This window comes from Leifsonia naganoensis, assembly GCF_013410615.1.
Classification (GTDB): Bacteria; Actinomycetota; Actinomycetes; order Actinomycetales; family Microbacteriaceae; genus Leifsonia; species Leifsonia aquatica.
In genome coordinates, this window is sequence record NZ_JACCHJ010000001.1 from 567,347 (window position 1) to 589,775 (window position 22,429).

The 22,429-nt window shown below is 71.3% G+C and carries 20 protein-coding genes; 9 read left to right on the plus strand and 11 right to left on the minus strand.

Annotated elements, in window-relative coordinates; genetic code table 11:
• Positions 1-684, minus strand: a complete 684-nt coding sequence (mtrA, locus tag HNR14_RS02825; protein ID WP_179699778.1) for an MtrAB system response regulator MtrA — start codon at positions 682-684, stop codon at positions 1-3.
• 217 nt (positions 685-901) lie between these two features.
• On the opposite strand from mtrA, the gene HNR14_RS02830 reads away from it, so the two are divergent.
• Genes HNR14_RS02830 through HNR14_RS02850 form a run of 5 tightly spaced genes read left to right on the plus strand, consistent with a single transcriptional unit; the run spans position 902 to position 6,504 of the window.
• Positions 902-2,251, plus strand: a complete 1,350-nt coding sequence (locus tag HNR14_RS02830; protein ID WP_179699780.1) for a DUF7847 domain-containing protein — start codon at positions 902-904, stop codon at positions 2,249-2,251.
• A gap of 5 nt (positions 2,252-2,256) precedes the next feature.
• Positions 2,257-2,895: a DUF4129 domain-containing protein gene (locus HNR14_RS02835; protein ID WP_343064399.1), complete on the plus strand. Its 639-nt coding sequence runs from the start codon at positions 2,257-2,259 to the stop codon at positions 2,893-2,895.
• Complete coding sequence (locus HNR14_RS02840) at positions 2,892-4,169, plus strand: DUF4350 domain-containing protein (RefSeq protein WP_179699782.1); 1,278 nt, start codon at positions 2,892-2,894, stop codon at positions 4,167-4,169. The genes HNR14_RS02835 and HNR14_RS02840 overlap by 4 nt, the downstream gene beginning before the upstream one ends.
• Positions 4,166-5,164, plus strand: a complete 999-nt coding sequence (locus tag HNR14_RS02845) for an AAA family ATPase (RefSeq protein WP_179699784.1) — start codon at positions 4,166-4,168, stop codon at positions 5,162-5,164. The genes HNR14_RS02840 and HNR14_RS02845 overlap by 4 nt, the downstream gene beginning before the upstream one ends.
• A gap of 8 nt (positions 5,165-5,172) precedes the next feature.
• On the plus strand, positions 5,173-6,504 hold the full coding sequence (locus HNR14_RS02850; protein WP_179699786.1) for a DUF58 domain-containing protein: 1,332 nt from the start codon (positions 5,173-5,175) through the stop codon (positions 6,502-6,504).
• A gap of 9 nt (positions 6,505-6,513) precedes the next feature.
• Here the strand turns inward: HNR14_RS02850 and HNR14_RS02855 are convergent, their stop codons facing one another.
• On the minus strand, positions 6,514-7,509 hold the full coding sequence (locus tag HNR14_RS02855; protein ID WP_179699788.1) for a stage II sporulation protein M: 996 nt from the start codon (positions 7,507-7,509) through the stop codon (positions 6,514-6,516).
• A 17-nt stretch (positions 7,510-7,526) separates the two neighbouring features.
• On the opposite strand from HNR14_RS02855, the gene HNR14_RS02860 reads away from it, so the two are divergent.
• Complete coding sequence (locus tag HNR14_RS02860; RefSeq protein ID WP_179699790.1) at positions 7,527-8,366, plus strand: RDD family protein; 840 nt, start codon at positions 7,527-7,529, stop codon at positions 8,364-8,366.
• Between the two features lie 8 nt (positions 8,367-8,374).
• Positions 8,375-9,289: a cyclase family protein gene (locus HNR14_RS02865; RefSeq protein ID WP_179699792.1), complete on the plus strand. Its 915-nt coding sequence runs from the start codon at positions 8,375-8,377 to the stop codon at positions 9,287-9,289.
• Between the two features lie 7 nt (positions 9,290-9,296).
• Here HNR14_RS02865 and HNR14_RS02870 read toward each other — a convergent pair whose 3' ends face one another.
• From HNR14_RS02870 to HNR14_RS02885, 4 genes are read right to left on the minus strand one after another with little or no spacing between them, the layout of a single operon-like run.
• Complete coding sequence (locus HNR14_RS02870) at positions 9,297-9,845, minus strand: GNAT family N-acetyltransferase (RefSeq protein WP_179699794.1); 549 nt, start codon at positions 9,843-9,845, stop codon at positions 9,297-9,299.
• A complete protein-coding gene (gene ahcY / locus HNR14_RS02875) occupies positions 9,845-11,329 on the minus strand; it encodes an adenosylhomocysteinase (protein ID WP_425485019.1) in 1,485 nt (494 codons plus the stop codon). Before ahcY ends, HNR14_RS02870 begins: the two co-directional genes overlap by 1 nt.
• A gap of 58 nt (positions 11,330-11,387) precedes the next feature.
• On the minus strand, positions 11,388-12,824 hold the full coding sequence (locus HNR14_RS02880) for a phosphomannomutase/phosphoglucomutase (protein WP_179699798.1): 1,437 nt from the start codon (positions 12,822-12,824) through the stop codon (positions 11,388-11,390).
• Positions 12,821-13,042, minus strand: coding sequence for a DUF3499 family protein (locus tag HNR14_RS02885; protein WP_021763955.1), 222 nt, complete (start codon positions 13,040-13,042; stop codon positions 12,821-12,823). Before HNR14_RS02885 ends, HNR14_RS02880 begins: the two co-directional genes overlap by 4 nt.
• A gap of 42 nt (positions 13,043-13,084) precedes the next feature.
• Between HNR14_RS02885 and HNR14_RS02890 the strand changes: the two genes are divergently transcribed.
• On the plus strand, positions 13,085-13,528 hold the full coding sequence (locus tag HNR14_RS02890; protein ID WP_039922941.1) for a metallopeptidase family protein: 444 nt from the start codon (positions 13,085-13,087) through the stop codon (positions 13,526-13,528).
• 16 nt (positions 13,529-13,544) lie between these two features.
• Here the strand turns inward: HNR14_RS02890 and HNR14_RS02895 are convergent, their stop codons facing one another.
• From HNR14_RS02895 to HNR14_RS02915, 5 genes are all read right to left on the minus strand, one after another.
• Entirely contained in the window at positions 13,545-14,975 is a 1,431-nt protein-coding gene (locus HNR14_RS02895) for a DUF5719 family protein (RefSeq protein WP_179699799.1), read from the minus strand.
• Complete coding sequence (locus tag HNR14_RS02900) at positions 14,968-18,357, minus strand: glycosyltransferase family 2 protein (protein ID WP_179699801.1); 3,390 nt, start codon at positions 18,355-18,357, stop codon at positions 14,968-14,970. The genes HNR14_RS02895 and HNR14_RS02900 overlap by 8 nt, the downstream gene beginning before the upstream one ends.
• 70 nt (positions 18,358-18,427) lie before the next feature.
• Positions 18,428-18,754, minus strand: a complete 327-nt coding sequence (locus tag HNR14_RS02905) for a WhiB family transcriptional regulator (RefSeq protein WP_021762796.1) — start codon at positions 18,752-18,754, stop codon at positions 18,428-18,430.
• Between the two features lie 188 nt (positions 18,755-18,942).
• Positions 18,943-19,905: a UDP-glucose 4-epimerase GalE gene (gene galE, locus HNR14_RS02910; protein ID WP_179699803.1), complete on the minus strand. Its 963-nt coding sequence runs from the start codon at positions 19,903-19,905 to the stop codon at positions 18,943-18,945.
• Positions 19,906-19,962: 57 nt separating this feature from the next.
• Entirely contained in the window at positions 19,963-21,141 is a 1,179-nt protein-coding gene (locus tag HNR14_RS02915) for an acyl-CoA dehydrogenase family protein (protein ID WP_179699805.1), read from the minus strand.
• A 125-nt stretch (positions 21,142-21,266) separates the two neighbouring features.
• Here HNR14_RS02915 and manA point away from each other — a divergent pair, with 125 nt between their 5' ends.
• A complete protein-coding gene (gene manA / locus HNR14_RS02920; RefSeq protein WP_179699807.1) occupies positions 21,267-22,424 on the plus strand; it encodes a mannose-6-phosphate isomerase, class I in 1,158 nt (385 codons plus the stop codon).
• The last annotated feature ends 5 nt before the right edge of the window (positions 22,425-22,429 follow it).

Sequence of the window (22,429 nt, forward strand, 5' to 3'; positions counted from 1 at the left end):
CTACGTCGCCGCGCCGGCGCGGTAGCCGACGCCGCGCACGGTCATGACGATCTTCGGGTTGTCCGGGTCCTGCTCGACCTTGGCCCGCAACCGCTGCACGTGCACGTTCACGAGCCGGGTGTCGGCCTTGTAGTGGTAGCCCCAGACCTGCTCCAGCAGCATCTCCCGCGTGAAGACCTGCTGCGGCTTGGAGGCCAGCGCCAGGAGGAGGTCGAACTCGAGCGGGGTGAGGGCGATGCGCTGCTCGCCGCGGCGCACCTCGTGACCGGCGACGTCGACGACGAGGTCGCCGATGCGGAGCTGCTCGGTAGGCGGGTTCGAGGCGGCCGGGCGCAGGCGGGTGCGGATGCGCGCCACCAGCTCCTTCGGGTTGAACGGCTTCACCATGTAGTCATCGGCGCCCGACTCGAGACCTTTGACCACGTCCGCGGTGTCGGACTTCGCCGTCAGCATGATGATCGGCGTCCCGGACTCGGCGCGGATCCGGCTGCACACCTCGATGCCGTCGAGGCCGGGCAGCATGAGGTCGAGGAGCACGAGGTCGGGCTTGGCGGCGTGGAAGGTGTCCACCGCCTGCGCGCCGTCCTCGCAGAACACCGGGTCGAACCCCTCCGTGCGCAGCACGATGCCGATCATCTCGGCGAGGGCGGTGTCGTCGTCGACCACCAGGATGCGACTAGTCATGTGCGAAGTTCCCCTGAACCCCTCTCGGGCGGCCGGCGGCCACGGATGCAACGGCACAACTGTAGTCGAGTCGTCTGGTCGAGCCGTGGAAGGCAACCGCACAAGCGCTGTGGAGAGGTCGGGAGTCGGCTCACCCCCTGTGGACGGGACAGTGCGGAAGCAGCGGATGTGCCAGCATGGGAGCAACGCACGACGGGCGGGGATGAGAGGGCACGGCGTGAGCGACGAACAGAACGGTCAGACACCGCAGGCAGCCGGGGGAACGGCGCCCGACGGTGGCACGCCTCCGGGCGCGCAGCAGCCGCCGCGGTACGGCGAGTACGCGCCGGGATACGGGCAGCAGCCTCCGGGATACGGGCAGCAGCCGCCGGCGTACGGACAGCAGCCTCCGGTGTACGGACAGCAGCCGCCGTCGTGGCAGCAGCAGCCCCCCGCCTGGCAGCAGCAGCCCGCGTGGCAGCAGACCGGCGGCCCGTACGGTCAGCAGCCGGGCTGGGCGCCGCCGCCCAAGCCGGGGCTGGTCCCGCTGCGTCCCCTGTCGTTCGGTACCCTGATCGGCGCTCCGTTCCAGGCGCTGCGCCGCAACCCCAAGATCACCGTCGGCGCGGCGCTGCTCCTCCAGGGCATCCCGACGATCCTGGTCACCGTGGTCCTCGCCGGCGCCATGTACTTCCTCCTCGAACGCGTGGTCAACTCCGACGCGTCCGACCGGAACACCCTGCTCGCCGGCGCCATCGGCGGCAGCGTCGTCCTGGGGCTGCTCTCCATCGTCGTGTCCGCGATCTCCGGCGCCCTCCTCCAAGGCGTCGTCGTCGGAGAGGTGGCGCGGGAGACGCTCGGCGAGAAGCTGACGTTCCGCTCGCTCTGGCAGCTCGTGCGCGGGCGCATCGGTGCGTTGATCGGCTGGACCTTCCTCGTGTCGTTCGCGTGGTTCGTGGCGATCGCGCTCGTGGTCGCCATCGTCGTGGCGCTTGCAGCACTCGGCGGACCGGCCGGCGTCGTCGGGGCCGTCGCCGTCGGCATCCTCGGCGGCTTCGGCATGGTCGCCCTGGCGATCTGGATCAACACCAAGATCGCCCTGGTCCCGAGCGCCATCGTGCTCGAACGACTCCGGATCGGTGAGGCCGTCGCCCGGTCGTGGCGTCTCACCAACGGCTACTTCTGGAAGTCGTTCGGCCTGATCGCCCTCATCGGCGTGATCGTCTACGCGGTCACCCAGATCGTCGCGACGCCGTTCGGACTCATCGGCGGCATGCTCGGGGGAATCTTCGCTCCGACATCGCTCAGCACGGACGACCCGTCGTCGTTCACGCAGATCTTCGTCGGCCAGCTCGGGGTCAACGCGCTGTCCAGCGTCGTCAGCGCGGTCGTCGGGGCGATCGGCAGTGTCGTGGAGACCGCCGCGGTCTCCCTCCTCTACATCGACCTGCGGATGCGCAAAGAGGGGCTCGACCTGCAGCTCGTGCGCTTCGTCGAGGCACGCCAGACCGGTCAGGAGCTCCCCGACCCGTATGTCGTGCCCGCGCCGACGGCCCCGACGGCGCCACCGCCCTGGCCGGGCAGCTGAGGCCCGTGCGCTTCGACATCCCCGTCGACCCGTCCTCCCCGCAGGCGCAGGAGTGGATCCGGGAGGAACTGGCCAAGCCCGAGTACCAGGCCGCGAAGCCGACCTGGTTCGACCTCGCCTCCAAGGCGGTCTCCGACTGGATCAACTCCCTCCTCCAGGGCCCGACCGGGGACGCCGGGCCCGTTCTGCTCCTGGTGGTCGTCCTGGTGATCGCGGCGCTGATCGTCGCCGCATTCGTGATCTTCGGCCGCCCGCGCGTCAACCGGCGCTCGACCCTCGACCGGCGGCCGCTCTTCGGAGCCGACGACGTGCGCTCCGCCCGGGAGTTGAGGCGTTCCGCCCAGGAGGCCGCATCCTCCGGTGACTGGGTGACCGCCATCGAAGAGCAGTTCCGGGCGATCGCCGTCGGCCTGGACGAGCGCACGCTCGTCGGCGTGACACCGGGGACCACCGCGACCCATTTCGCCGCGACCGCGGCCGCCGTCCTCCCCGCCGAGCGCGAGCAGCTGACGGAGGCGGCACGGACCTTCGACGCCGTGCGCTACCTCGACCGGCCCGGCACCGCCTCGGCCTATCAGCAGCTGGTCGCCCTCGATCAGCGACTGCAGCAAGCCAGGCCCGCACTTCCCGTGGCGGTGTCATGACGACGACCCGCACTCCCGATCGTCCGACGGCCGCCTCGACCGCGCCCGTGGACGCCACCCCCGTCTCCCTCACCGTCCGGCAGACCGGCCGGCGGGCGGTGCCGTGGATCGTGCTCGGCGCGATCGCGGTGCTGGTGGCGCTCGCGGGTGTCCTCCTGACCGGCGGCCAGACGCACTCCGGCACCCCGCTCGATCCCGGCAGCGCCGCACCGACCGGAGGCAAAGCGCTCGCCCAGGTGCTCCGCGCCCAGGGCGTCGACGTGCAGAGCGCCACGTCGCTGGAGCAGGTGCGCAACGCCACGGCCGGCGGCGGGGAGGCGACCGTGCTCGTCTTCGACAACGACGGCAACCTCGAGCCCGCTGCCTACCGTGAGCTCGCCCGGTTCGCGAACACCATCGTCATCGTCGAGCCCTCGTTCCGGACGCTCGGCGAGGTCGCGCCCGGCGCGCGTGCGAGCGGAGAGCCGACCGGCCCGGTGAACGCCGGGTGCGGGGTGGCCGCCGCGCAGCGGGCCGAACGGATCGACCCCCGCGCCACCGACAACACGGCCGGATCCACGGTGCCCGGGACGTTCCGGGTCCAGGACGACGGCGCCGCCTGCTTCGCCGACGCATCCGGCGCGGCATCTCTCGTCCGCACGACATTCACCGGCGCGACCGTCTACCTTCTCGGGTCGGCCCCTCTGCTGATGAACGACGGGGTGGACCGGGAGGGCAACGCAGCGCTCGGACTCTCCCTCCTCGGCCAGCACCGCACGCTCGTCTGGTATCTGCCGGGTCTCGACGACCGGCCCGTCACGGGACCGCCCGACATCGCCGCGCTCACGCCGGGGTGGGTGACGCCCGTCCTGCTCCTCCTCGTCCTGGTCTTCGTCGCCGCGGCGATCTGGCGCGGTCGGAGGTTCGGTCCGCTCGTCGTGGAGAATCTCCCCGTCGTCGTGCGCGCGGGCGAGACGCGGGAGGGGCGCGCGCGCCTTTATCAGCGGTCGTCCGCGCGTCTGCGTGCCGCCGATGCGCTCCGGATCGGTGCGCTGGGCCGGCTCGCCGCGCTCGCCGGCCTCCCCCGGACGGCTACCACGACAGAGGTCGCCGATGCCGTCTCCGCCCTCGTCGGTCAGGACCGTCACCGGGTGCGAGGACTGCTCGTCGACGACATCCCCCGCACCGACGGCGACCTCGTCGCCCTCTCGGACCGCCTCGCGGAGCTCGAACGAGCCACCGCCATCGCCGTCTCCCCCGCCGCTGCGGGCCCGACCGGAAGAATGGAGCCATGACCGACGTCACGACCGGAGCCCACGCCCATCCCGCACCCGCGGACGCCGCCGCCCTGCGCCAGACGCTCGCGCGCGTGCGCGCCGAGGTCGGCAAGGCCGTCGTCGGCCAGGACGGCGCCGTCACGGGGCTGATCATCGCCCTGCTCGCCCGCGGGCACGTCCTGCTCGAGGGCGTGCCGGGTGTCGCCAAGACCCTTCTGGTGCGCTCCCTCAGCCACGCGCTCAGCCTGGACACCAAGCGGGTGCAGTTCACCCCCGACCTGATGCCCGGCGACGTGACCGGATCGCTCGTCTACGACGCGCAGACGGGAGGTTTCGTGTTCCGCGAGGGACCGGTCTTCACGAACATCCTGCTGGCGGACGAGATCAACCGCACACCTCCCAAGACCCAGTCCGCGCTGCTGGAGGCGATGGAGGAACGCCAGGTGAGCGTCGACGGCGTGAGCCGCGGCCTGCCCGACCCGTTCATCGTCGCGGCGACGCAGAACCCGATCGAGTACGAGGGCACCTACACGCTGCCCGAGGCCCAGCTCGACCGCTTCCTGCTCAAGCTCACGCTCGACGTTCCGGAGCGTGAGACCGAGGTGGAGGTGCTGCGCCGTCACGCGGCCGGCTTCAACCCGCGCGACCTCGCCGGCGCGGGGGTCACCCCGGTTCTGACCGCGGCCGACCTGCAGGCTTCCCGCGAGTCGGCGGCGTCCGTCGGCGCGAACGCCGACGTGCTGGGCTACATCGTCGACCTCGCCCGCGCGACGCGGCAGAGCCCGTCCGTGCGCCTGGGCGTGAGCCCGCGAGGGACGACCGCGCTCCTCGCGGCGGCCAAGTCCTGGGCCTGGCTGTCGGGCTACGAGTCGATCACGCCCGACCACGTGCAGGCGATGCTCGTCCCCGTCTGGCGGCACCGCATCCAGCTGCGGCCGGAGGCGGAACTCGAGGGTGTGGGCGCCGACGCGATCCTGCGGTCGATCGTCCAGCAGGTCCAGGTCCCGATCTAGGCCCCGCCATGACCGTATCCGGACGCTTCGTCGCCCTGCTCGCGCTCGGCGTCGTCCCCGTCGTCCTGCTGGGCGGGGAGGCCGCACTCGCGTACGCCGCCCTCGGCGCCTGGGTCGTGCTCTGCCTCCTGCTGGGCGCCATCGACCTCGTCCTCGCCGCGTCGCCGCGCCGGGTCGTCCTCGAACGCTCGATCCCGGCCCGCGTGCGCCTCGGCGCGGAGGCCGTCTCCGAGCTCGTCGTGACCAACACGGGCCGCCGCACCATCCGCGGCACCGTGCGCGATGCCTGGGAGCCTTCGGCGGGCGCGACACCCACGCGGCAGGCCCTCCACCTCCCTGCGGGCGAGCGCCGGCGTCTCACAGTCGCACTGCGGCCATGGCGGCGCGGCGAGCGCCGGGTGGCCCAGGTCACGGTGCGGGTCTGGGGACCACTGCACTTCTGGGCGCGGCAGGCCACGCTCGCCGTTCCCGGTCGCATCCGGGTCCTGCCGCCGTTCTCCTCCCGCAAGCACCTGCCCTCCCGGCTGGCGCGCCTCCGCGAGCTCGACGGCACGACCAGCGTGCTGCTGCGCGGGCAGGGAACCGAGTTCGACTCCCTCCGCGAGTACGTGCGCGGGGACGACGTGCGCTCCATCGACTGGCGCGCGACCGCGCGCCGCCACGATCCGACCGGCGGCAGCGGCGCCCGCGTCATGGTGCGCACCTGGCGCCCCGAGCGCGACCGGCGTGTGGTGATCGTGGTCGACAGCGCCCGCACCTCCGCCGCCCGCATCGCCGACGAGCCGAGGATCGACACGGCGTTCGAGGCGTCCCTCCTGCTCGCCGCCCTCGCCACGCGTGCCGGCGATCGCGTCGACTTCCTCGCCTACGACCGCAGGGTGCGCGGGCGGGTGCACGGGGCGAACGGCCCCGAGCTGCTCTCGCGGATGGTCGACGCGATGGCGACCATCGATCCGGCGCTCATCGAGATGGACTGGTCCGCCGTTCCCGGTCAGATCGCGGCGATGACGAGCCAGCGTTCGCTCGTCGTCCTCGTGACGTCGCTCGACGCGCCCGGCGGGTCCCGCGGGCTGCTGGCGATCCTCCCCCAGCTGACCCGCAAGCACCTGGTGGTCGTGGCCAGCGTCACCGACCCGGACACGCTGGTGGCCACGCGGCAGCGCGGCGACCGCACGGAGGTCTACCGCGCCGCGGCCGCCGAACGCTCGTTGCTCGACGTCAGCCGGGTCACTGCCGCCGTCCAGCGGCTCGGCGGCGACGTCGTGACCGGATCACCCGAAGACCTGCCACCGGCGCTCTCCGACCGATACCTGGCGCTCAAGGCGGCCGGCCGGCTGTAGCGGAAGGCGTCAGCCCGCGACGATGCGCCGCGCTCCGGCATCGAACTCCGCGAGATCGCCCGTTTCACCGAGCCGCACGGCACGGCGTCCGACGACGATCATGTAGAAGAGGAACGCGGCCAGCGCGAGCGCACCGATCGCGATCTTCGCCCACACCGGCAACGCCGACGGGGTGACGAATCCCTCGATCAGGCCCGAGACGAACAGGCTGATCGCGCAGCCCACCGCCACCGTGAACAGGGCGCGACCGTCCTCGGCGAGCGCCTGTGCGCGGGTGCGCGCCCCGGGCGCGATCCACGCCCAGAAGATGCGCAGACCGGCCGCCGCGGCGACGAAGACGCTGGTGAGCTCCAGGAGGCCGTGCGGGAGGATGTAGGAGAACATGACGTCCCCGCGCCCGTAGGCGAACATGACGCCCGCGGCCGTCCCGACGCCGACCGCGTTCTGGACGATGACGTAGGGCACCCAGAGACCGGTGATGCCGAAGGCGATGCACTGGGCGGCGATCCACGCGTTGTTGGTCCACACCTGGCCGGCGAAAGACGACGCCGGGTTGTTCGAGTAGTAGTCGATGAAGGTGTGGTCGACGTACTGACGGAGGTTCGCGTCGCTGCCGAGGTTGCGCAGCACGTCCGGGTTGCCGGTGATCCACAGCGCGTAGAGCGTCCCGATCACGACGGTGACGGCGGCGACGGCGAGGACGATCCAGCGGATGCGGTAGAGCGCGGCGGGCAGCTCGAGTGCGAAGAACCGCGGGATCTGGGAGAACAGGTTGGCACCCGCGCCGGTGAAGCGCAGCCGCGCGGTGGAGAGGGTGAGCGAGAGGCGATCGCCCACCGCCGTCGACCCCGCGCTCGTCTGGATCGCCGAGAGATCCGCGGCTCCCGACTGGTACAGGTCGATGAGCTCGTCGGCGTCGCGGCCGTCGAGGCGCCCCTTCTTCGCCAGCTGGGCCAGCCGGTCCCAGTCGGCGCTGCGCGCTGCGGTGTATGCGTCGAGATCCATCTGCTTGAATGATAGCCATGACGGCAGCGGCGGACGCGTTCCCGGAGCCGGTCGAGCGCGAACTGGTGACCGGCGAGGCCGTCACCCTCGACGTCAAGCCGGCCAGCTACATCTTGCGTGCCGCGGGCACGTTCATCGACTGGGTCGTCTACATGCTCGTCATGCTGGGCTGCGTGCTCCTGCTCGTCGCGACGGGTGGAGGCCTGGACGAGGCGCTCGTGCGCGCTCTGGTCGTCCTGATCCTCGTCTTCGGAACGGTCGTGATCCCGCTCACGGTGGAGCTCGCCTCCCGTGGCCGGTCGCTCGGGAAGCTGGCCGTGGGCGCCCGCATCGTGCGCGACGACGGCGGCGCGATCGGCTTCCGCCACGCGTTCATCCGCGCCCTGACCGGCGTGCTGGAGATCTTCATGACCGTCGGCGGGATCGCCGCCCTGGTGGGTCTGTTGAACGCCCGGTCCAAACGGCTGGGCGATCTGCTCGCGGGGACGTACAGCCAGCTCGTGCGCGTTCCCGCGCCGCGTCCTCTCGACCTCTATCTCTCCCCCGCTCTCTCCGGGTGGGCGGCGACGGCCGATGTCGGCCGCCTCCCGGACCGGCTCTCGCGCCGGATCGCGCAGTTCGTGCGGCAGGCTCCGCAGCTCACAGCGGCGGCGCGGTACGGTTTGAGCACCGAGCTCGCCCGCGAGGCGTCCGCGTTCGTGTCGCCGCTGCCGGACGTGGACGCCGAGACCTTCCTGGTCGGGGTAGCGCTGCTGCGCCGCCAGCGCGACGCGCGGGGCCTCGCCCTCGAGCAGCAGCGCCTGGACCGCCTCTCCCCCGTGCTGGAGGGTCTCCCGCACGCTTTCCCCGACCGGTAGGAGCCATCGTGACCGAGAGCAGCACCGCCGACTACCGGGCGCACTTCGATGCGACCGTCGCGTTCGTGAACGGGGGCGGCCTCAGCGCGGAGGGGTTCCGGCTCGACCTGCCCAGCGCGGACGTCGCGGAGGCCGATGTCGCTCGACTGTTCGTCCAGCACCTCGGCCTGGCGCTGGTGAGCAGCGTGCAGTTGTCCGGTCTGCGCATCGTCGAGGAGCAGCACCGCGGAAGCCGCGGCATCGACACAGCGTCCGCGCCGGGCGCGCGCCGGGTCGTCGATCTCAGCCACACCATCCGCGCCGGGCTCGTCACCTATCCCGGGCTCCCCGCTCCGGTCATCACGCCGCACCTCACCCGTGAGGACTCCCGAGCGCGGTATGCCCCCGGGACAGAGTTCGCCATGGATGTGATCACCATGATCGGGAACACGGGCACCTACCTCGACAGCCCGTACCACCGCTACGCGGATGGCGGCGATCTGGCATCGCTCGACCTCTCCACACTCGTCGGCCTGCGAGCAGAGGTCGTGCACGTCGACGATTCGACCAGCCGCGGCGTCCCGGCCGAGGTCTTCTTCGACCGCGAGGTCGCCGGCGCGGCCGTGCTGGTGCACACCGGCTGGGATGCGCACTTCGGCACTCCCGCCTACGCGAGCGGCGCGCCGTACCTCACCGAGGAGGCAGCGGCTTACCTCGCCGGGCAGGGCGCCGCGCTCGTCGGGATCGACTCGCTCAACATCGACGACACCGAGGGCGGCGGCGCCCGGCCGGTCCACTCCCTGCTTCTCGCCGAGGGGGTGCACGTGGTCGAGCACCTCACCCGCCTCGGCGAGCTCCCGGCCCGCGGCGCGCGATTCACCGCCGCGCCCCCGGCCGTCGAGGGATTCGGGACGTTCCCCGTCCGCGCGTTCGCGGAGCTCTGACCGCGGCTCAGTCGTGCAGGATGCGCTGGAAAAGCACGTGATCCTGCCAGCGTCCGGCGATCTGCAGGTAGTCCGGCGCGACGCCGATGCGCTCGAATCCGGCGCGCGTCAGCACGGACTGCGACGCGTGGTTGGCGAGCAGCGTCGCCGCCTGGACGCGGTGGAGCCCGAACCCGCTCGCGGCGTCCAGCACGGCGGACAGTGCGGACGACGCCAGTCCCTTGCCGGTGTGCGCACGATCGAGCCAGTAGCCCACCATGGCGCTCTGGAAGGCCCCGCGGACGATGTTGCTGAGGTCGATCCCCCCGGCGATCTCGTCGCCGTCCACGAGGACGAGCGGGAGGCCCGAGTCGAGGTCGCGCAGGGCGAGCAGCTCACGCGTGCGGGCGAGTTGCCCCGCCTCGGTGAAGAACTCCTCCGTGCGGGTCGGATCCCACGGCGCGAGATGGCCACGGTTGCGGACGTAGGCAGCCGAGAGGGCCGCGGCGTCCTGCTCCGTGCGCACGCGCAGGATCAGGCCGCCGGGCAGCTCACGGTCGGTGAATTCGAGTGTCATCAGTAGCGGTAGTGGTCGACCTTGTAGGGGCCGTCCACGGGCACGCCGATGTACGCGGCCTGCTCCTCGGTCAGCACGGTGAGCTCGACGCCGAGGGAGTCGAGGTGGAGGCGGGCGACCTTCTCGTCGAGGTGCTTAGGGAGGACGTACACGCCGATCGGGTAGTTCTCGCTCGAGACGTACAGCTCGAGCTGCGCGAGCACCTGGTTGGCGAACGAGTTGCTCATCACGAAGCTCGGGTGACCGGTGGCGTTGCCGAGGTTCATCAGGCGGCCCTCGGAGAGCACGAGGATGCTGCGGCCGGTCGGCAGGCGCCACTCGTGCACCTGCGGCTTGATCTCGACCTTCTGTGCGCCGGGCAGTGCCTCGAGCGAGGCCATGTCGATCTCGTTGTCGAAGTGGCCGACGTTGGCCACGACCGCGAGGTGCTTGAGACCGAGCAGGTGGTCGAGGGTGACGACGTTCAGGTTGCCCGTGCCGGTGACGAGGATGTCGACCTGCCCGATCACCGACTCCAGCCGCGCGACCTGGAACCCGTCCATGGCCGCCTGCAGCGCGTTGATCGGGTCGACCTCACTGACGATCACGCGCGCACCCTGGCCGCGCAGCGCCTCCGCCGCGCCCTTGCCGACATCGCCGTAGCCGGCGACGAAGGCCACCTTGCCGCCCATCAGGACGTCGGTCGCGCGGTTGAGGCCGTCCGGGAGGGAGTGGCGGATGCCGTACTTGTTGTCGAACTTGCTCTTGGTCACCGAGTCGTTGACGTTGATCGCCGGGAAGAGCAGCTCGCCGGCCTTGGCCAGCTCGTACAGGCGGTGGACGCCCGTGGTCGTCTCCTCCGTGACGCCGATGATGCCGTCCGCGACGCGGGTCCAGCGGTCCGGAGACGAGGCCAGCGACTCGCGCAGCACGGACAGGATGACCCGGTACTCGTGGCTGTCACCCTCCGCGTCGCCCGGGACAGCGCCGGCCGCCTCGAACTCGCGCCCCTTGTGGACCAGGAGGGTGGCGTCGCCGCCGTCGTCGAGGATGAGGTTCGGGCCGGTCCAGTCGGCGCCTGCAGCCTCCGCTTCGGCGCTCCAGTCGAAGATCTGCTGGGTGCACCACCAGTACTCCTCCAGCGTCTCGCCCTTCCAGGCGAAGACCGGCACACCCGCGGGCGCCGCGAGGGTTCCGGTCGGGCCGACCGCGACGGCCGCGGCCGCGTCGTCCTGGGTGGAGAAGATGTTGCAGCTCGCCCAGCGCACCTGCGCGCCGAGGGCCACGAGGGTCTCGATGAGGACGGCGGTCTGCACGGTCATGTGCAGCGAGCCGGCGATGCGCGCGCCGGCGAGCGGCTGCGACGGACCGAACTCCTCACGGAGGGCCATGAGGCCCGGCATCTCGTTCTCGGCGAGTCGGAGCTGGTGACGTCCGGCAGCGGCGAGGGACAGGTCGGCGACCTTGAAGGGCAGGGCGGTATCGGACACGGTCGAAGCTGGCATGGCACCCATTCTCGCATTGCGCGACCGGGAGCGGGCCCCGGATGACGACGGGGCGCCGTCAGGCGCGGATGAGCGCGAGGACCTCGTCGCGGATGTGCGCCATCGTCGACGTGTCCGCGGCCTCCACGTTCAGCCGGAGGAGCGGCTCCGTGTTGGAGGAGCGCACCGAGAACCACCAGAACGGTTCGTCCTGGCCGACCTGTCCGACGACCGTCAGGCCGTCGAGCTCGTCGAACTCGGCTCGAGAGGCGAAGGCCTCCACGATGCGGGTGAACGCGCCGGGGACGTCGTCGATGGTCGAGTTGATCTCGCCCGACTGCGCATACGGCGAGAACGCGGACGCCAGCTCGGACAGGGGGCGCTCCTGACCACCGAACTCCGCGAGCAGGTGCATCGCCGCCAGCATCCCGTTGTCGGCGCTCCAGAAGTCGCGGAAGTAGTAGTGCGCCGAGTGCTCGCCACCGAAGACGGCGCCGGATTCGCGCATCGCGGCCTTGATCAGCGAGTGCCCGACACGGGTGCGCAGAGGGGTGGCGCCCGCGGCCTCGATCGTCTCGGGGACGATGTTGGACGTGATGAGGTTGTGGATGACGGTGATCTCGGCGTCGGGGTCCGTGGCGCGGGCCCGCGCGATCTCGCGCAGCGCCACGATCGCGGCGACGGCCGACGGGTTGACCGCGTCGCCGTTCTCGTCGACGACGAAGCAGCGGTCGGCGTCGCCGTCGAAGGCGAGTCCCAGATCGGCGCCGTGCTCGACGACGGCCTTCTGCAGATCGACGAGGTTCGAGGGCTCCAGCGGGTTGGCCTCGTGGTTCGGGAACGTGCCGTCCAGTTCGAAGTAGAGCGGGACGATCGTGATGGGGAGGGCCGGCAGGCCCGCCTCCTCGCCCAGCACCGACGGGACCGTGAGCCCGCCCATGCCGTTGCCCGCGTCCACGACGACGGTGATCGGGCGGATGCCGCTCAGATCGACGAGCGAACGGAGGTAGGCCGCGTACGAGGCGAGGACGTCCTCCGCGCGGAACGAGCCCGGGGTCGCGACCGGCGCGATCCCATCGGCGAGGAACGCGGCGGCGCGGTCTCGCACGCCCGAGAGCCCGGTGTCCATGCTCAGCCCCTGCGCGCCCGCGCGGGAGAGCTTGATGCCGTTGTACGTCGCCGGGTTGTGACTGGCGGTGAACATCGCGGCGGGAGCCGCGAGGGCGCCCGAAGCGTAATACGACTCGTCCGTCGAGCAGAGTCCGATCGAGACGACGTCGGCGCCGCGCGCCTGCGCACCGCGGGCGAACGCCTCAGCGAACCCCGGAGAGCTGTCGCGCATGTCATGCCCGACGACCAGGTCTCCGCCGGCCGCGCCGACCTCGTCGACGAAGGCGGCGCCGATGGCCTCGACGACCTCCGGGGTCAGCTGCTCGCCGACCAGCCCACGGATGTCGTAGGCCTTGACGACGGAGTCGAGAGAGGTACGGAAGTCATCGGGATCGCGTCGGTTCACGACCCATAACCTACTTCACCGAAGACCTCGTGGCGCACGATGCTCCATCCCTGCGGCGCCGAGAGCCGCTCGGCGTGGATGGCGCACAGATCGTACGTGTGCGGCTCGTGCGAGAGGCTCAAGGGGCCGAGGACGGCCATCGAGTCCGCGTAGACGTACGTGAGCGTGGCGACGGCATCGCGCGGACACGCGACACGGGAACACGGACGGCTCAACATCGGGCTCAGACTACCCGAGCCCGTGCGACGTAGGATGGCGACATGCCCCGCAACCGCCGCACCAGCAGCCAGCCGCCGGCCACCAGCCGCTGGCGCAGCAGGCACGGCCGCGGCGCCCGCGGACCGGTGACGGGGCCGCACCTGCCGATGCTGCAGAACCGCATCGACTTCTTCGACATGACCGTGGCCTCCACCGCCGACTACCTCAAGGGCGTCTGGCCGGAGGAACTGGCGGACGTCCACTTCGAAGTCGCGGCGACGCCGATCGGCAACACCGGCACGGACGGGGTGGACCGCTGGCGCGTCGACCACTCCCGGCGCCGCATCGTGTTCTACCGGGTGCCCATCCAGCGGTTGACGAAGCTGCACCGCGAAGACGACATCCACCGGCGCATGTATATCGAGGGCTGCGTATTCCGCGCCGTCGCCGAGCTGCTCGGCAAGGACCCGTGGGACCTCGCACCGGATCGGTTCCGTCACTTCTGACGTCGCACGGTCACCGTCAGCGGGGGTAGACCTCGATCGGAGCGGCGAGAGGCCCGGGCGGCGCAAGTGCGAACGTGCTGCTCGCTCCGTCGGCCCCAAAGCTCACACTTGCGCGCAACCCCTCGGCGCCGTCGATCGTGTACCGGGTAGCGGTCACCGGGACGTGCGCCGAGCCTTCGGCCGGGACGACGAGAGTGGTGGCCTTCCCTCCGGCCGGCGTGATCGTGACCGTGCGGTCCTCCTCACCGGCATTGGCGAAGTGCAGCGCCCCACCCGGACCGTTGGGCACGGCCGCGAGCAGCGTGTCGTTCAGCGGAGAGGACGAGACGAACCAGGAGAAATCGCGCTTCGATGCGCCGATGCGCGTCGTCCTCGCGGCCGCGACGACCGGCACCGACGAGTTGACGGTGACGGTGTAGCTCCCGTCCTTCAGGTCATCGAGGGGAATCTCCGCGACATTGCCGGCTTTCACCGTCTGAGCGTGCGAGGTTCCGGCTGCGGTCCCCTCCTCCCCCACGACGCCGACCGTGACGTCGGCGTCCGTGCTGCCGGGGACGAAGATCCGGAGGGCCGGGAACTCCACACCGACGTTCTCACCGGATTCCGCGGCCGTCACGGCCGCGAGGTTGACGATCGTCATCCCGGAGATGATCTGCTGACGCGACGGAGCGCCCGTGCCGCCCGTGAGCTCCACTCCCTGGGGCTGGATGCCCTGCTCGAAGCTCTGCTGCATCGTGGCGACGACCTCGCCGCCCGTCGTCTGGACATGGACGACCGGTGCGGCGGCGGCGGGTGCGAGGCCCGCGAGCGGGATCACCTTCTGGCCGCCGGCCGGGACGGTGATCCCGGTCGCCCCGGGCGCGCTGACGACGCCAGTCTCGGTGTAGATGCTGAGCGACACCGTTGCGTCGACGGAGGTCGGGTTGGCCAGCAGGACGAGGCTCGTCTGACCGAGCGATGTCGCTCCCGCGACGAGCCAGGTGTCCGCGGCCGGCTCCGCGCACGCGGCGGCGGCGAGCCCGGCGAGGTCGTCCGACGTCACGGTCTGAACCTGAGCGCCGGCGAAGAGCGGCGGGGTGCTGGCGCCCTGCGGTGTGGAGACAGTGAGGGCCTGCGGAGCATCGGAGCTCGAATCGGCGTCCGAATCGGGCTTCAGACCGCGCACCTGGACGTCGGGCCCGTCGGTGCCGTAGCTGCTGCTCGCCTGTCCGATCGGGCTGGCCTGCGTCGCCGAGCCGGCGTCCGCCGCCAGCGCGAGGACGGGGCCGGGGCACACGCGCTGCTGGTCGGCCGCGACCGGCCGGACCGTCTTCGAGGGGGCGCCGATCGCGAAGTCGGGCAACGGGAGCAGGGTCGCGCCGGCGATGGCCACCACGGCGACGCCTGCCCCGACGATGCCACCGAGTGCCCGGGCGCCGATGCGGGCCAGTCCACGCTTGTCAGCCACGGTCGCCTCCATCGTCGGTCACACGTCGCGGTCGGATGATCGTCTCCTCGAGTCCGTCTTCGAGCGTCGTCTGCTGCTCGTCGACGATGGGCACGGGCCGGGTGGGGAGTCGCTGCTCGTCAGCGGGCTGCGCCTCGGTCTCGGCCGGGTCGGCCGCGAGAGGCGAGGGAAGGGCCACGGCCACCGGAGGCCGGCCGACGAGGGGCACTCGTTCGGCGGGCGTCGCGGGAGCGGGGGCCATGGCAGGGATGGCCGACGGCGCGGCGGACCGCGTATCGGCCGTCGGCGCGACGTCGCTCGCGGGCTCGGGCTCGGGCTCGGGCTCGGACGCAGGTTCGGGCTGCGAGGCCGACGCGTCGCCGGTCTCTGGCTCGGGCTCCGGGCCCGGCTCCGCGGCTCGCGCCTCGTCCTCGTCCGCCGACTCCACCGCGGCCTCGTCCTCCGGCTCGGCGTCGTACTCGGCCAGGCTCTCGTCCGCGATCGTCTCGTCGCCATCGGCCGGGTGCTCCGGCTGGTCGTCCGGCTCCACGGCGATCACGTCCGCGCCCTTGCCCTGCGCGCGGCGGGCGTTGAGCTCGGCGACGCGGTCGGCCGAACGCGTGGTGGGGATGGACATGAGCAGGGTCACGCCGACGACGATGCCCTGCACCAGCAGCACGAGGATGCGCCAGATCCCCCCGGCGTCCGCCGGGATCCCAGCCGCAGCCGGCACGCCGGTCGTTCCGCGGGAGAACGCCCAGAGACGTCCGCTGTCCGTCGTACCGACGCTCGTCAGCACCGCATTGGCGTCGAGGGCGACCGTCGCCCGGGTCTGGGTGGCCTGCGCCGCGCCCGTGTCGTCTCCGTCGAGCGGGAGAGCCGCGGGGGCGAGAAGGACGAAGTCGACGCCGAGGTCGGTCAGCTCCTTCGTCGCGTCGTATCCGCTCCGCGACGCGAGGTTGCCGGCGAGCGTCGCCAGATCGCCCTGGTCGGTCGTCACCGTCCTCCGTGTCGTGGCGAGCGTCGACTGGTCATCGAGGGTGGCACCAGCGCCGCGGACGATCTCCGCGGCGATGCCGCCGCCCGGCTGCGGCGTGATCAGCAGCGTCCCGGTGCGCGGCTGAGTCGAGGCCTTGGCCGTGACGACCGCCGGCATGGTGCGCCCGTCGCTCTCGGCGACCTCGGCGGTGTGGTTGACGGTCATGATCGCGACCGGTGCCGCAGCGACACCGATCGCGACGATCGCGACCCAGGCCGGGTAGACGGCGGCGCGGCCGAGGGCGGAGAGGGCGAGGACGGCCGCACCGGTCATCCCGAGCCAGTAGAGGCTGACGGCGGTCCCTGGCCAGATCGGCACGACGGTCCCGCCCGCGACGGCGACCTGGAGGTGCAGTGCGCCGACCGCGGTCACGAAGCCGGCGAGCGCGACCGCAAGGGCCACCACGGCGCGCACGGTGCCGCGCAGGAAGAGGGCGAGGAGGGCGAGGATGCCCAGCGGCGCGAGGAGGATGGCGACCAGGATCGTGGGCGCGTGAGCCAATCCGGTGCCCTCGAGCACCTGGTGCCAGCCGCCGAGCATCCCGTCGGGGAACCCCAGCGCCAGCTGCCACGCGGGTGTCTGACGGGAGTCGAGCGGGACGCCGGGATCGGCGAGGATCGAGAGCCACGCGCCGCGCGTGCCCTGCTGCCAGACGAGCGGTGCGAACAGCACGATCGTCGGCAGCGGGATGAACGCGATCCGCGCCGCGCGCCGGCCGGCGAAGACGATCGCCGCGATCCAGGCGATCACGAGCGCCGGGAGCAGGATGGGTGCGCATGCGGCCGTCGCCGCCGCGAGCAGGGCGGTCGTCGCACTCGCCGCCCACGAGCGCCGTGCCGCGAGTCCCGCGAAGAAGAGCCACGGCAGTAGGAGGTGCGCGAGCACGGCCGACGGCCGTCCGTCCTGCATCGCCAGGAACAGGGTCGGCGCGAACGCGTAGACGAGGGCTCCGAAGACGCGCAGCATGGTGCGGGAGGTGAGTCGGGCGGCGGCCAGCCACGCGCCGAGCGCGGTGAGGGGCAGCGCGACGATGTAGAGCACCACGAATGAGAGGGACGGCTGCCAGAAGGTCACCGAGCCCATCACGGCGAGCACGGCGGAGAACGGGTCGGCGGCACCGGTGAAGCCGAGGCTCACATCCCGCCACCCGTAGCCCAGGTTGGCCCAGAGCTGCCCGACCGAGGTGTCGAGGGGCAGCAGGCCTCCCCCGGCGAGCGCGCCGGAACCGACCAGCGGGTAGAACAGCAACGCGCCCGCGACGAGCGCGATCAGCACGGTCCAGCCGCCACCGGTGCCGAAGAAGTCGAGATCCTGTCGTTCGCCCTGCTGGGAGACGAGTGCGGCCTCGCGCTTGAGCGCGCGGGCGCGGCGCACCTCGGCGAACGGGATGCGGAGCGGAGCGACGGCCGCCCAGGTGACGGTGCGGCTCTTCGCCAAGCGCCCGCGCGCGTTTCCCACCGCCATCCCGGAGAAGGCGACCCGGAACGCCGCGGCGAGCTCGCCGCCGATGGACCCCGGCTCCTTGCGCAGCAGCCGGACCAAAGAGCGCAGGATCGCGAGCGGGACCAGGCTCAGCCAGTGGAACGGAACGGCCCAGCCCGGCGCGTAGACCATCCGGCGGTGCAGCTGCGCCGCGCGCCGCTCTTTGACGAGCCGGCGCCGGACGCGCCACTTCGGAGAGAGGTTGGGCCCGGCGAGCCCATCGCCGCCGATGGCGACCCGGGCCTGTGCGACGAGCGTCACGCGGTACCCGGCCAGGCGCGCCCTGGTGCAGAAGTCGAGGCCGTCGTCGGCGGTCGGGAGAGCCGGATCGAAACCGTCGAGCGCCTCCCACAGGGTCTGGCGCACGAGCATTCCCGCGGACGACACGGCGAGCACATCGCTCAGGCCGTCGTGCTGTGCCTGGTCGAGCTCGTTCTCGACGAGCGGCACGGAGGCGCCGAACGGGGTCATGGCCTCGCCGAACTCGCGGATGAAGGCCGGATCCTCCGCGTCGACCAGCTTGGGTCCGACGACGGCGACCGAGGGGGACACTTCGAGCGCGGCGAGCAGTGCGGCGAGCGCCTCGGGCTCCGGCGCGGTGTCGTGGGCGAGCAGCCAGATGAGCTCGTCCGACGAGGTGGTCGGGGGCAGGACGCGGATCGCGGTCGCCACCGCTGCTCCGAACGGGAGCTTCTCGGGGATGCTGAGCAGCTGGGTGGGTCCGGACTCGGCCAGCAGGCGGGCGGCGTCGTCCGTCGTCGCACAATCGACGGCGATCACGGCGTCCGGTTTCCTGGTCTGAGCCGCGAGGGCGTCGAGAGTGCGCTGGAGGCGGGGGCCGCCGCTGTGGGCGACGACGATGGCGGTGACTCTCGGATACATCGGAGTCAGCCTAAGTTGGGGCCACGCCGATTCCGGTAGTGCGTCGGGCGCGGCGTGGATTCGGCGACGGTCAGCCGGCGCGCTTGCGGAGCTTGCGACGCTCGCGCTCCGAAAGACCGCCCCAGATCCCGAACCGCTCGTCGTTGGCGAGCGCGTACTCGAGACACTGCGACCGCACCTCGCAGGAGGTGCAGATGCGCTTGGCGTCGCGCGTCGAGCCGCCCTTCTCGGGGAAGAACGCCTCGGGGTCGGTCTGCGCGCAGAGCGCGTCCGTTTGCCAGGCCAGCGGATTGTCTTCGGCCTCGTCGACATTCGACCGGACGCCCGGAACTCCGAGCCGGACCGGATCGATGAACCAGTCGTCGGGTACCCCAGAACGATATTCAGGAACTGTCATATCGGTCTCCCCACCCCATTAACTACTGGGACACGCAAAAGTACGTGTCCCAGTAATTACACCGTTGTCATTCGCGTCCGTCAAGTCGCGAATCGTAAAGCCTTAAGCCGTGGTCGAGACTTCACGACGCGCCGACGGTCGACAACAATAGCGACACGCCCGAACGTTCTACCCCCGGGAAGGCGGTCTCAGGACGCGGCCTGGCGTGCTTCCCAGGCGCTGCGCACCATCTGGTCGAGTGTGTGGCGCATCTTCCAGTCGAGGTCGCGCGCGGCGAGCTCTCCGGACGCAACGATCCTCGCCGGGTCACCCGCGCGTCGAGGCCCCACTTCTGGGGTGAAGGCGATCCCGGTCACCTCGGCGACCGTTGACATGATCTCGCCGACGCTCACGCCGTCGCCGCTGCCGAGGTTGTAGACCGCCTCGATCTCCTGACCTGCGTCCAGGCGCTTGGCCGCGGCCACGTGCGACACGGCCAGGTCGGCGACGTGGATGTAGTCGCGCACACAGGTGCCGTCGGGCGTCGGGTAGTCGGTGCCGTTGATGCGGGGCGTGCGACCGTCGACGAGGGCGTCGAAGACGAGCGGGAAGAGGTTGTGCGGGCTGGTGTCGCGCAGCGCCGGGTCGCCCGACCCGACCACGTTGAAGTAGCGGAGCGACGTGTGGCGCAGACCGGCGGCGATGCCCTGGTCGCGGAGCAGCCACTCGCCGATGAGCTTGGACTCGCCATAGGGCGACTCGGGGCTCTTCGGCGTGGTCTCCGTGACGATGTCGACGTCCGGGGTGCCGTACACCGCCGCCGAGGAGGAGAAGACGATCGCGTCGACGTCGGCCTCCTGCATCGCGGCGAGCAGCACCGCGGTCGCGGTCACGTTCTGCTCGTAGGTGTGCAGCGGCCGCTGGACGGAGACGCCGGCGTACTTGTACCCGGCGACGTGCACGACGCCGCTGATCGCGTTCTCGGCGAAGACCCGCTCGAGGAGCGCGCCGTCGAGGATGGTCCCGCGGTAGAAGGGGATCCCCGCCGGCACGAAGTCCTCATGGCCGCTGGAGAGGTCGTCCACCACCACGACGTCGATGCCCTCGTCGCGGAACGCCCGCACCACGTGCGAGCCGATGTAGCCTGCTCCTCCGGTCACCAACCACGCCACGGGGTCCTCCTGCTCTGCTCGCCGATCGAGTGCAGGAGAAACCCTATCGCGGGAGGATCAGACGAACGCCGCCTCGCCGGTGATGGCGCGGCCCACGATGAGGGTGTTCATCTCGCGGGTGCCCTCGTACGAGTAGAGCGCTTCCGCGTCCGCGAAGAAGCGGGCGACGTCGTACTCGATCACGATGCCGTTTCCGCCGAGGATTTCGCGGCACCACGCGACGGTCTCACGCATGCGTGCAGTGGCGAACGCCTTGGCGAGCGCCGAGTGCTCGTCGCGCTGCTGCCCGTCGTCGAGCATCTGCGAGACGCGGGTGCACAGCGCGATGGAGGCGGTGATGTTGCCGATCGACTTCACCAGCAGGTCCTGGATGAGCTGGTGCTTGGCGATCGGCTTGCCGAACTGGACGCGCTCCTGCGAATACTTCAAGGCGGCCTCGTACGCACCGATCGCGACGCCGACGGCGGCCCACGCGACCTCGGCGCGCGTCAAGCGCAGCACGGCGGCCGTGTCCCGGAAGCTGTTGGCGTTCTGCAGGCGCAACGACTCGGGGACGACCACGTTCTCGAGGGTGATGTCGGCGTTCTGCACCATGCGCAGCGACTGCTTGCCCTCGATCTTCGTCGCCGTGTAGCCCGGCGTGGAGGTCGGGACGATGAAGCCCTTGACCTGGCCGTCCTCAGCGCTCTTGGCCCAGATGACGGTGATGTCGCTGAAGGTCGCGTTGCCGATCCAGCGCTTCGAACCGTTGAGGACCCAGTTGTCACCGTCGCGGGTGGCGACGGTCTGGAGTCCCTGGGCGGAGTCGGAGCCGGAGGTCGGCTCCGTCAGTCCGAAGGCGCCGATGACCTCGCCGCTCGCGAGCTTGGGCAGCCACTCGGCGCGCTGCTCGTCGGAGCCGCAGACGCCGATCGCGCCGAGCGCCAGGCCGTTCTGCACGCCGACGTATGTGCTGACGGACGCGTCCACGCGCGCAAGCTCGAGAGCGACCCAGCCGCGGAACACGGCCGAGTTCTCGAACGCCGCTGTCTGCGGGAAGCCGAGGCCGATCGTCCCGGTGCCGTGCAACACCTCCACGATCTGGTGCGGGAACTCGGCGCGCTCCCAGTACTCGTTGACGATCGGCTTGATCTTCGTCTCGAGCTCCGAGCGGAGGTTCGTGATGAACTCCTTCTCGCGCTCACCGAGGAGGTCCTCGAAGCCGTAGAAGTCGCTCGCGAGTGTCTCGAAGGCCATGTCTGCTCCAGTGCGTCCAGGGGATCTGCCGGCCGCAGCGCGGCCAGCGCCAGCCTAGGGACGGTCGGCGGGCTTCACAAAGCGGTTGGTAGTTTGATCTAACCGGATCGAAGGGAACACGACGGATGTTTGTGCGCATCGGCAACACGCCGCGGGACTACGCCTGGGGATCGCGCACCGCGATCGCCGGACTGCTGGGCACCACTCCGAGCGGCGAGCCGGAGGCCGAGCTCTGGCTCGGCGCGCACGCCGGTTCTCCCGCGCGCATCCTCGACCCCGCGCAGACGGCGGGAGCCGCGGACCTCGCGGAGTGGCCGGAGACGGCTCACCTGCCGTACCTGCTCAAGGTGCTCGCGGCGGCCGGACCGCTGTCGCTGCAGGCGCATCCCTCGTCCGAGCAGGCCAGGGAGGGCTTCGAACGCGAGAACGCCGCAGGCCTCGCCGCCGACTCCCCCGAGCGCAACTACAAGGACCCGTTCCACAAGCCCGAACTGATCTTCGCGCTCTCCGATCCGTTCGAGGCGCTCTGCGGATTCCGCGATCCGACCGTCAGCCGCGCGGTGTTCGAGGAGCTCGCGACCGACTCGGACGATCCGCGCATCGTCGCGTTCGCGGACACCCTCGAGGGCGAGCCGGGCGACGTGCTGCGCCGCTCGACCGAGTGGCTGCTCGGCGGCGACCCGGCCGTGGCGGAGCTGGTGGAGGCCGTGGTCACCGCGTCGGAGAGCCGCGACGACCGCGACGCCGACACGGTGCGGATGCTGTCCGCTGCCTTCCCCGGCGACCCCGGCATCGTCCTCGCGCTGCTCCTCAACCGGGCGACGCTGCGGCCGGGAGAAGTGCTCTACCTGCCCGCCGGCAACATCCACGCCTACCTCGACGGTCTCGGGATCGAGCTCATGGCGGCGTCCGACAATGTGCTCCGCGGCGGCCTCACGCCGAAGCGGATCGATGTCGCCGAACTCGTGCGGGTGCTCGACTTCTCGCCGATCGTGGCGACGCCACTGGCGCCGGAGCATCCCGCGGCGGGCGTCGAGGTCTTCCGGCCCGACGTCCCCGACTTCGCACTCGACCACGTGGTCGTCGGCGGCGGGGTCGCATCGGCGCCCGTCGAGCTGCCGGGCACCGCGATCGCCCTCTGCACGGCGGGTGAGGTGGAGCTGACCGGGGCGAGCGGATCGCTGCGGCTGACCAGAGGCGAAGCCGCAGTGGTGACCGCCGACGAGGGGACGCTCACGGTCACCGGCGACGGCACGCTCTTCGTGGCGACGCCCAACCGGTGAACGTG

What these genes read in the sequence shown, in the direction of transcription:
- mtrA (WP_179699778.1), bottom strand. Translation starts at nt 684, where the DNA reads ATGACTAGTCGCATCCTGGTGGTCGACGACGACACCGCCCTCGCCGAG.
- HNR14_RS02840 (WP_179699782.1), top strand. Translation starts at nt 2,892, where the DNA reads ATGACGACGACCCGCACTCCCGATCGTCCGACGGCCGCCTCGACCGCG.
- HNR14_RS02845 (WP_179699784.1), top strand. Translation starts at nt 4,166, where the DNA reads ATGACCGACGTCACGACCGGAGCCCACGCCCATCCCGCACCCGCGGAC.
- HNR14_RS02850 (WP_179699786.1), top strand. Translation starts at nt 5,173, where the DNA reads ATGACCGTATCCGGACGCTTCGTCGCCCTGCTCGCGCTCGGCGTCGTC.
- HNR14_RS02855 (WP_179699788.1), bottom strand. Translation starts at nt 7,509, where the DNA reads ATGGATCTCGACGCATACACCGCAGCGCGCAGCGCCGACTGGGACCGG.
- HNR14_RS02860 (WP_179699790.1), top strand. Translation starts at nt 7,527, where the DNA reads ATGACGGCAGCGGCGGACGCGTTCCCGGAGCCGGTCGAGCGCGAACTG.
- HNR14_RS02870 (WP_179699794.1), bottom strand. Translation starts at nt 9,845, where the DNA reads ATGACACTCGAATTCACCGACCGTGAGCTGCCCGGCGGCCTGATCCTG.
- ahcY (WP_425485019.1), bottom strand. Translation starts at nt 11,329, where the DNA reads ATGCCAGCTTCGACCGTGTCCGATACCGCCCTGCCCTTCAAGGTCGCC.
- HNR14_RS02885 (WP_021763955.1), bottom strand. Translation starts at nt 13,042, where the DNA reads ATGTTGAGCCGTCCGTGTTCCCGTGTCGCGTGTCCGCGCGATGCCGTC.
- HNR14_RS02890 (WP_039922941.1), top strand. Translation starts at nt 13,085, where the DNA reads ATGCCCCGCAACCGCCGCACCAGCAGCCAGCCGCCGGCCACCAGCCGC.
- HNR14_RS02900 (WP_179699801.1), bottom strand. Translation starts at nt 18,357, where the DNA reads ATGTATCCGAGAGTCACCGCCATCGTCGTCGCCCACAGCGGCGGCCCC.
- HNR14_RS02905 (WP_021762796.1), bottom strand. Translation starts at nt 18,754, where the DNA reads ATGACAGTTCCTGAATATCGTTCTGGGGTACCCGACGACTGGTTCATC.
- HNR14_RS02915 (WP_179699805.1), bottom strand. Translation starts at nt 21,141, where the DNA reads ATGGCCTTCGAGACACTCGCGAGCGACTTCTACGGCTTCGAGGACCTC.
- manA (WP_179699807.1), top strand. Translation starts at nt 21,267, where the DNA reads ATGTTTGTGCGCATCGGCAACACGCCGCGGGACTACGCCTGGGGATCG.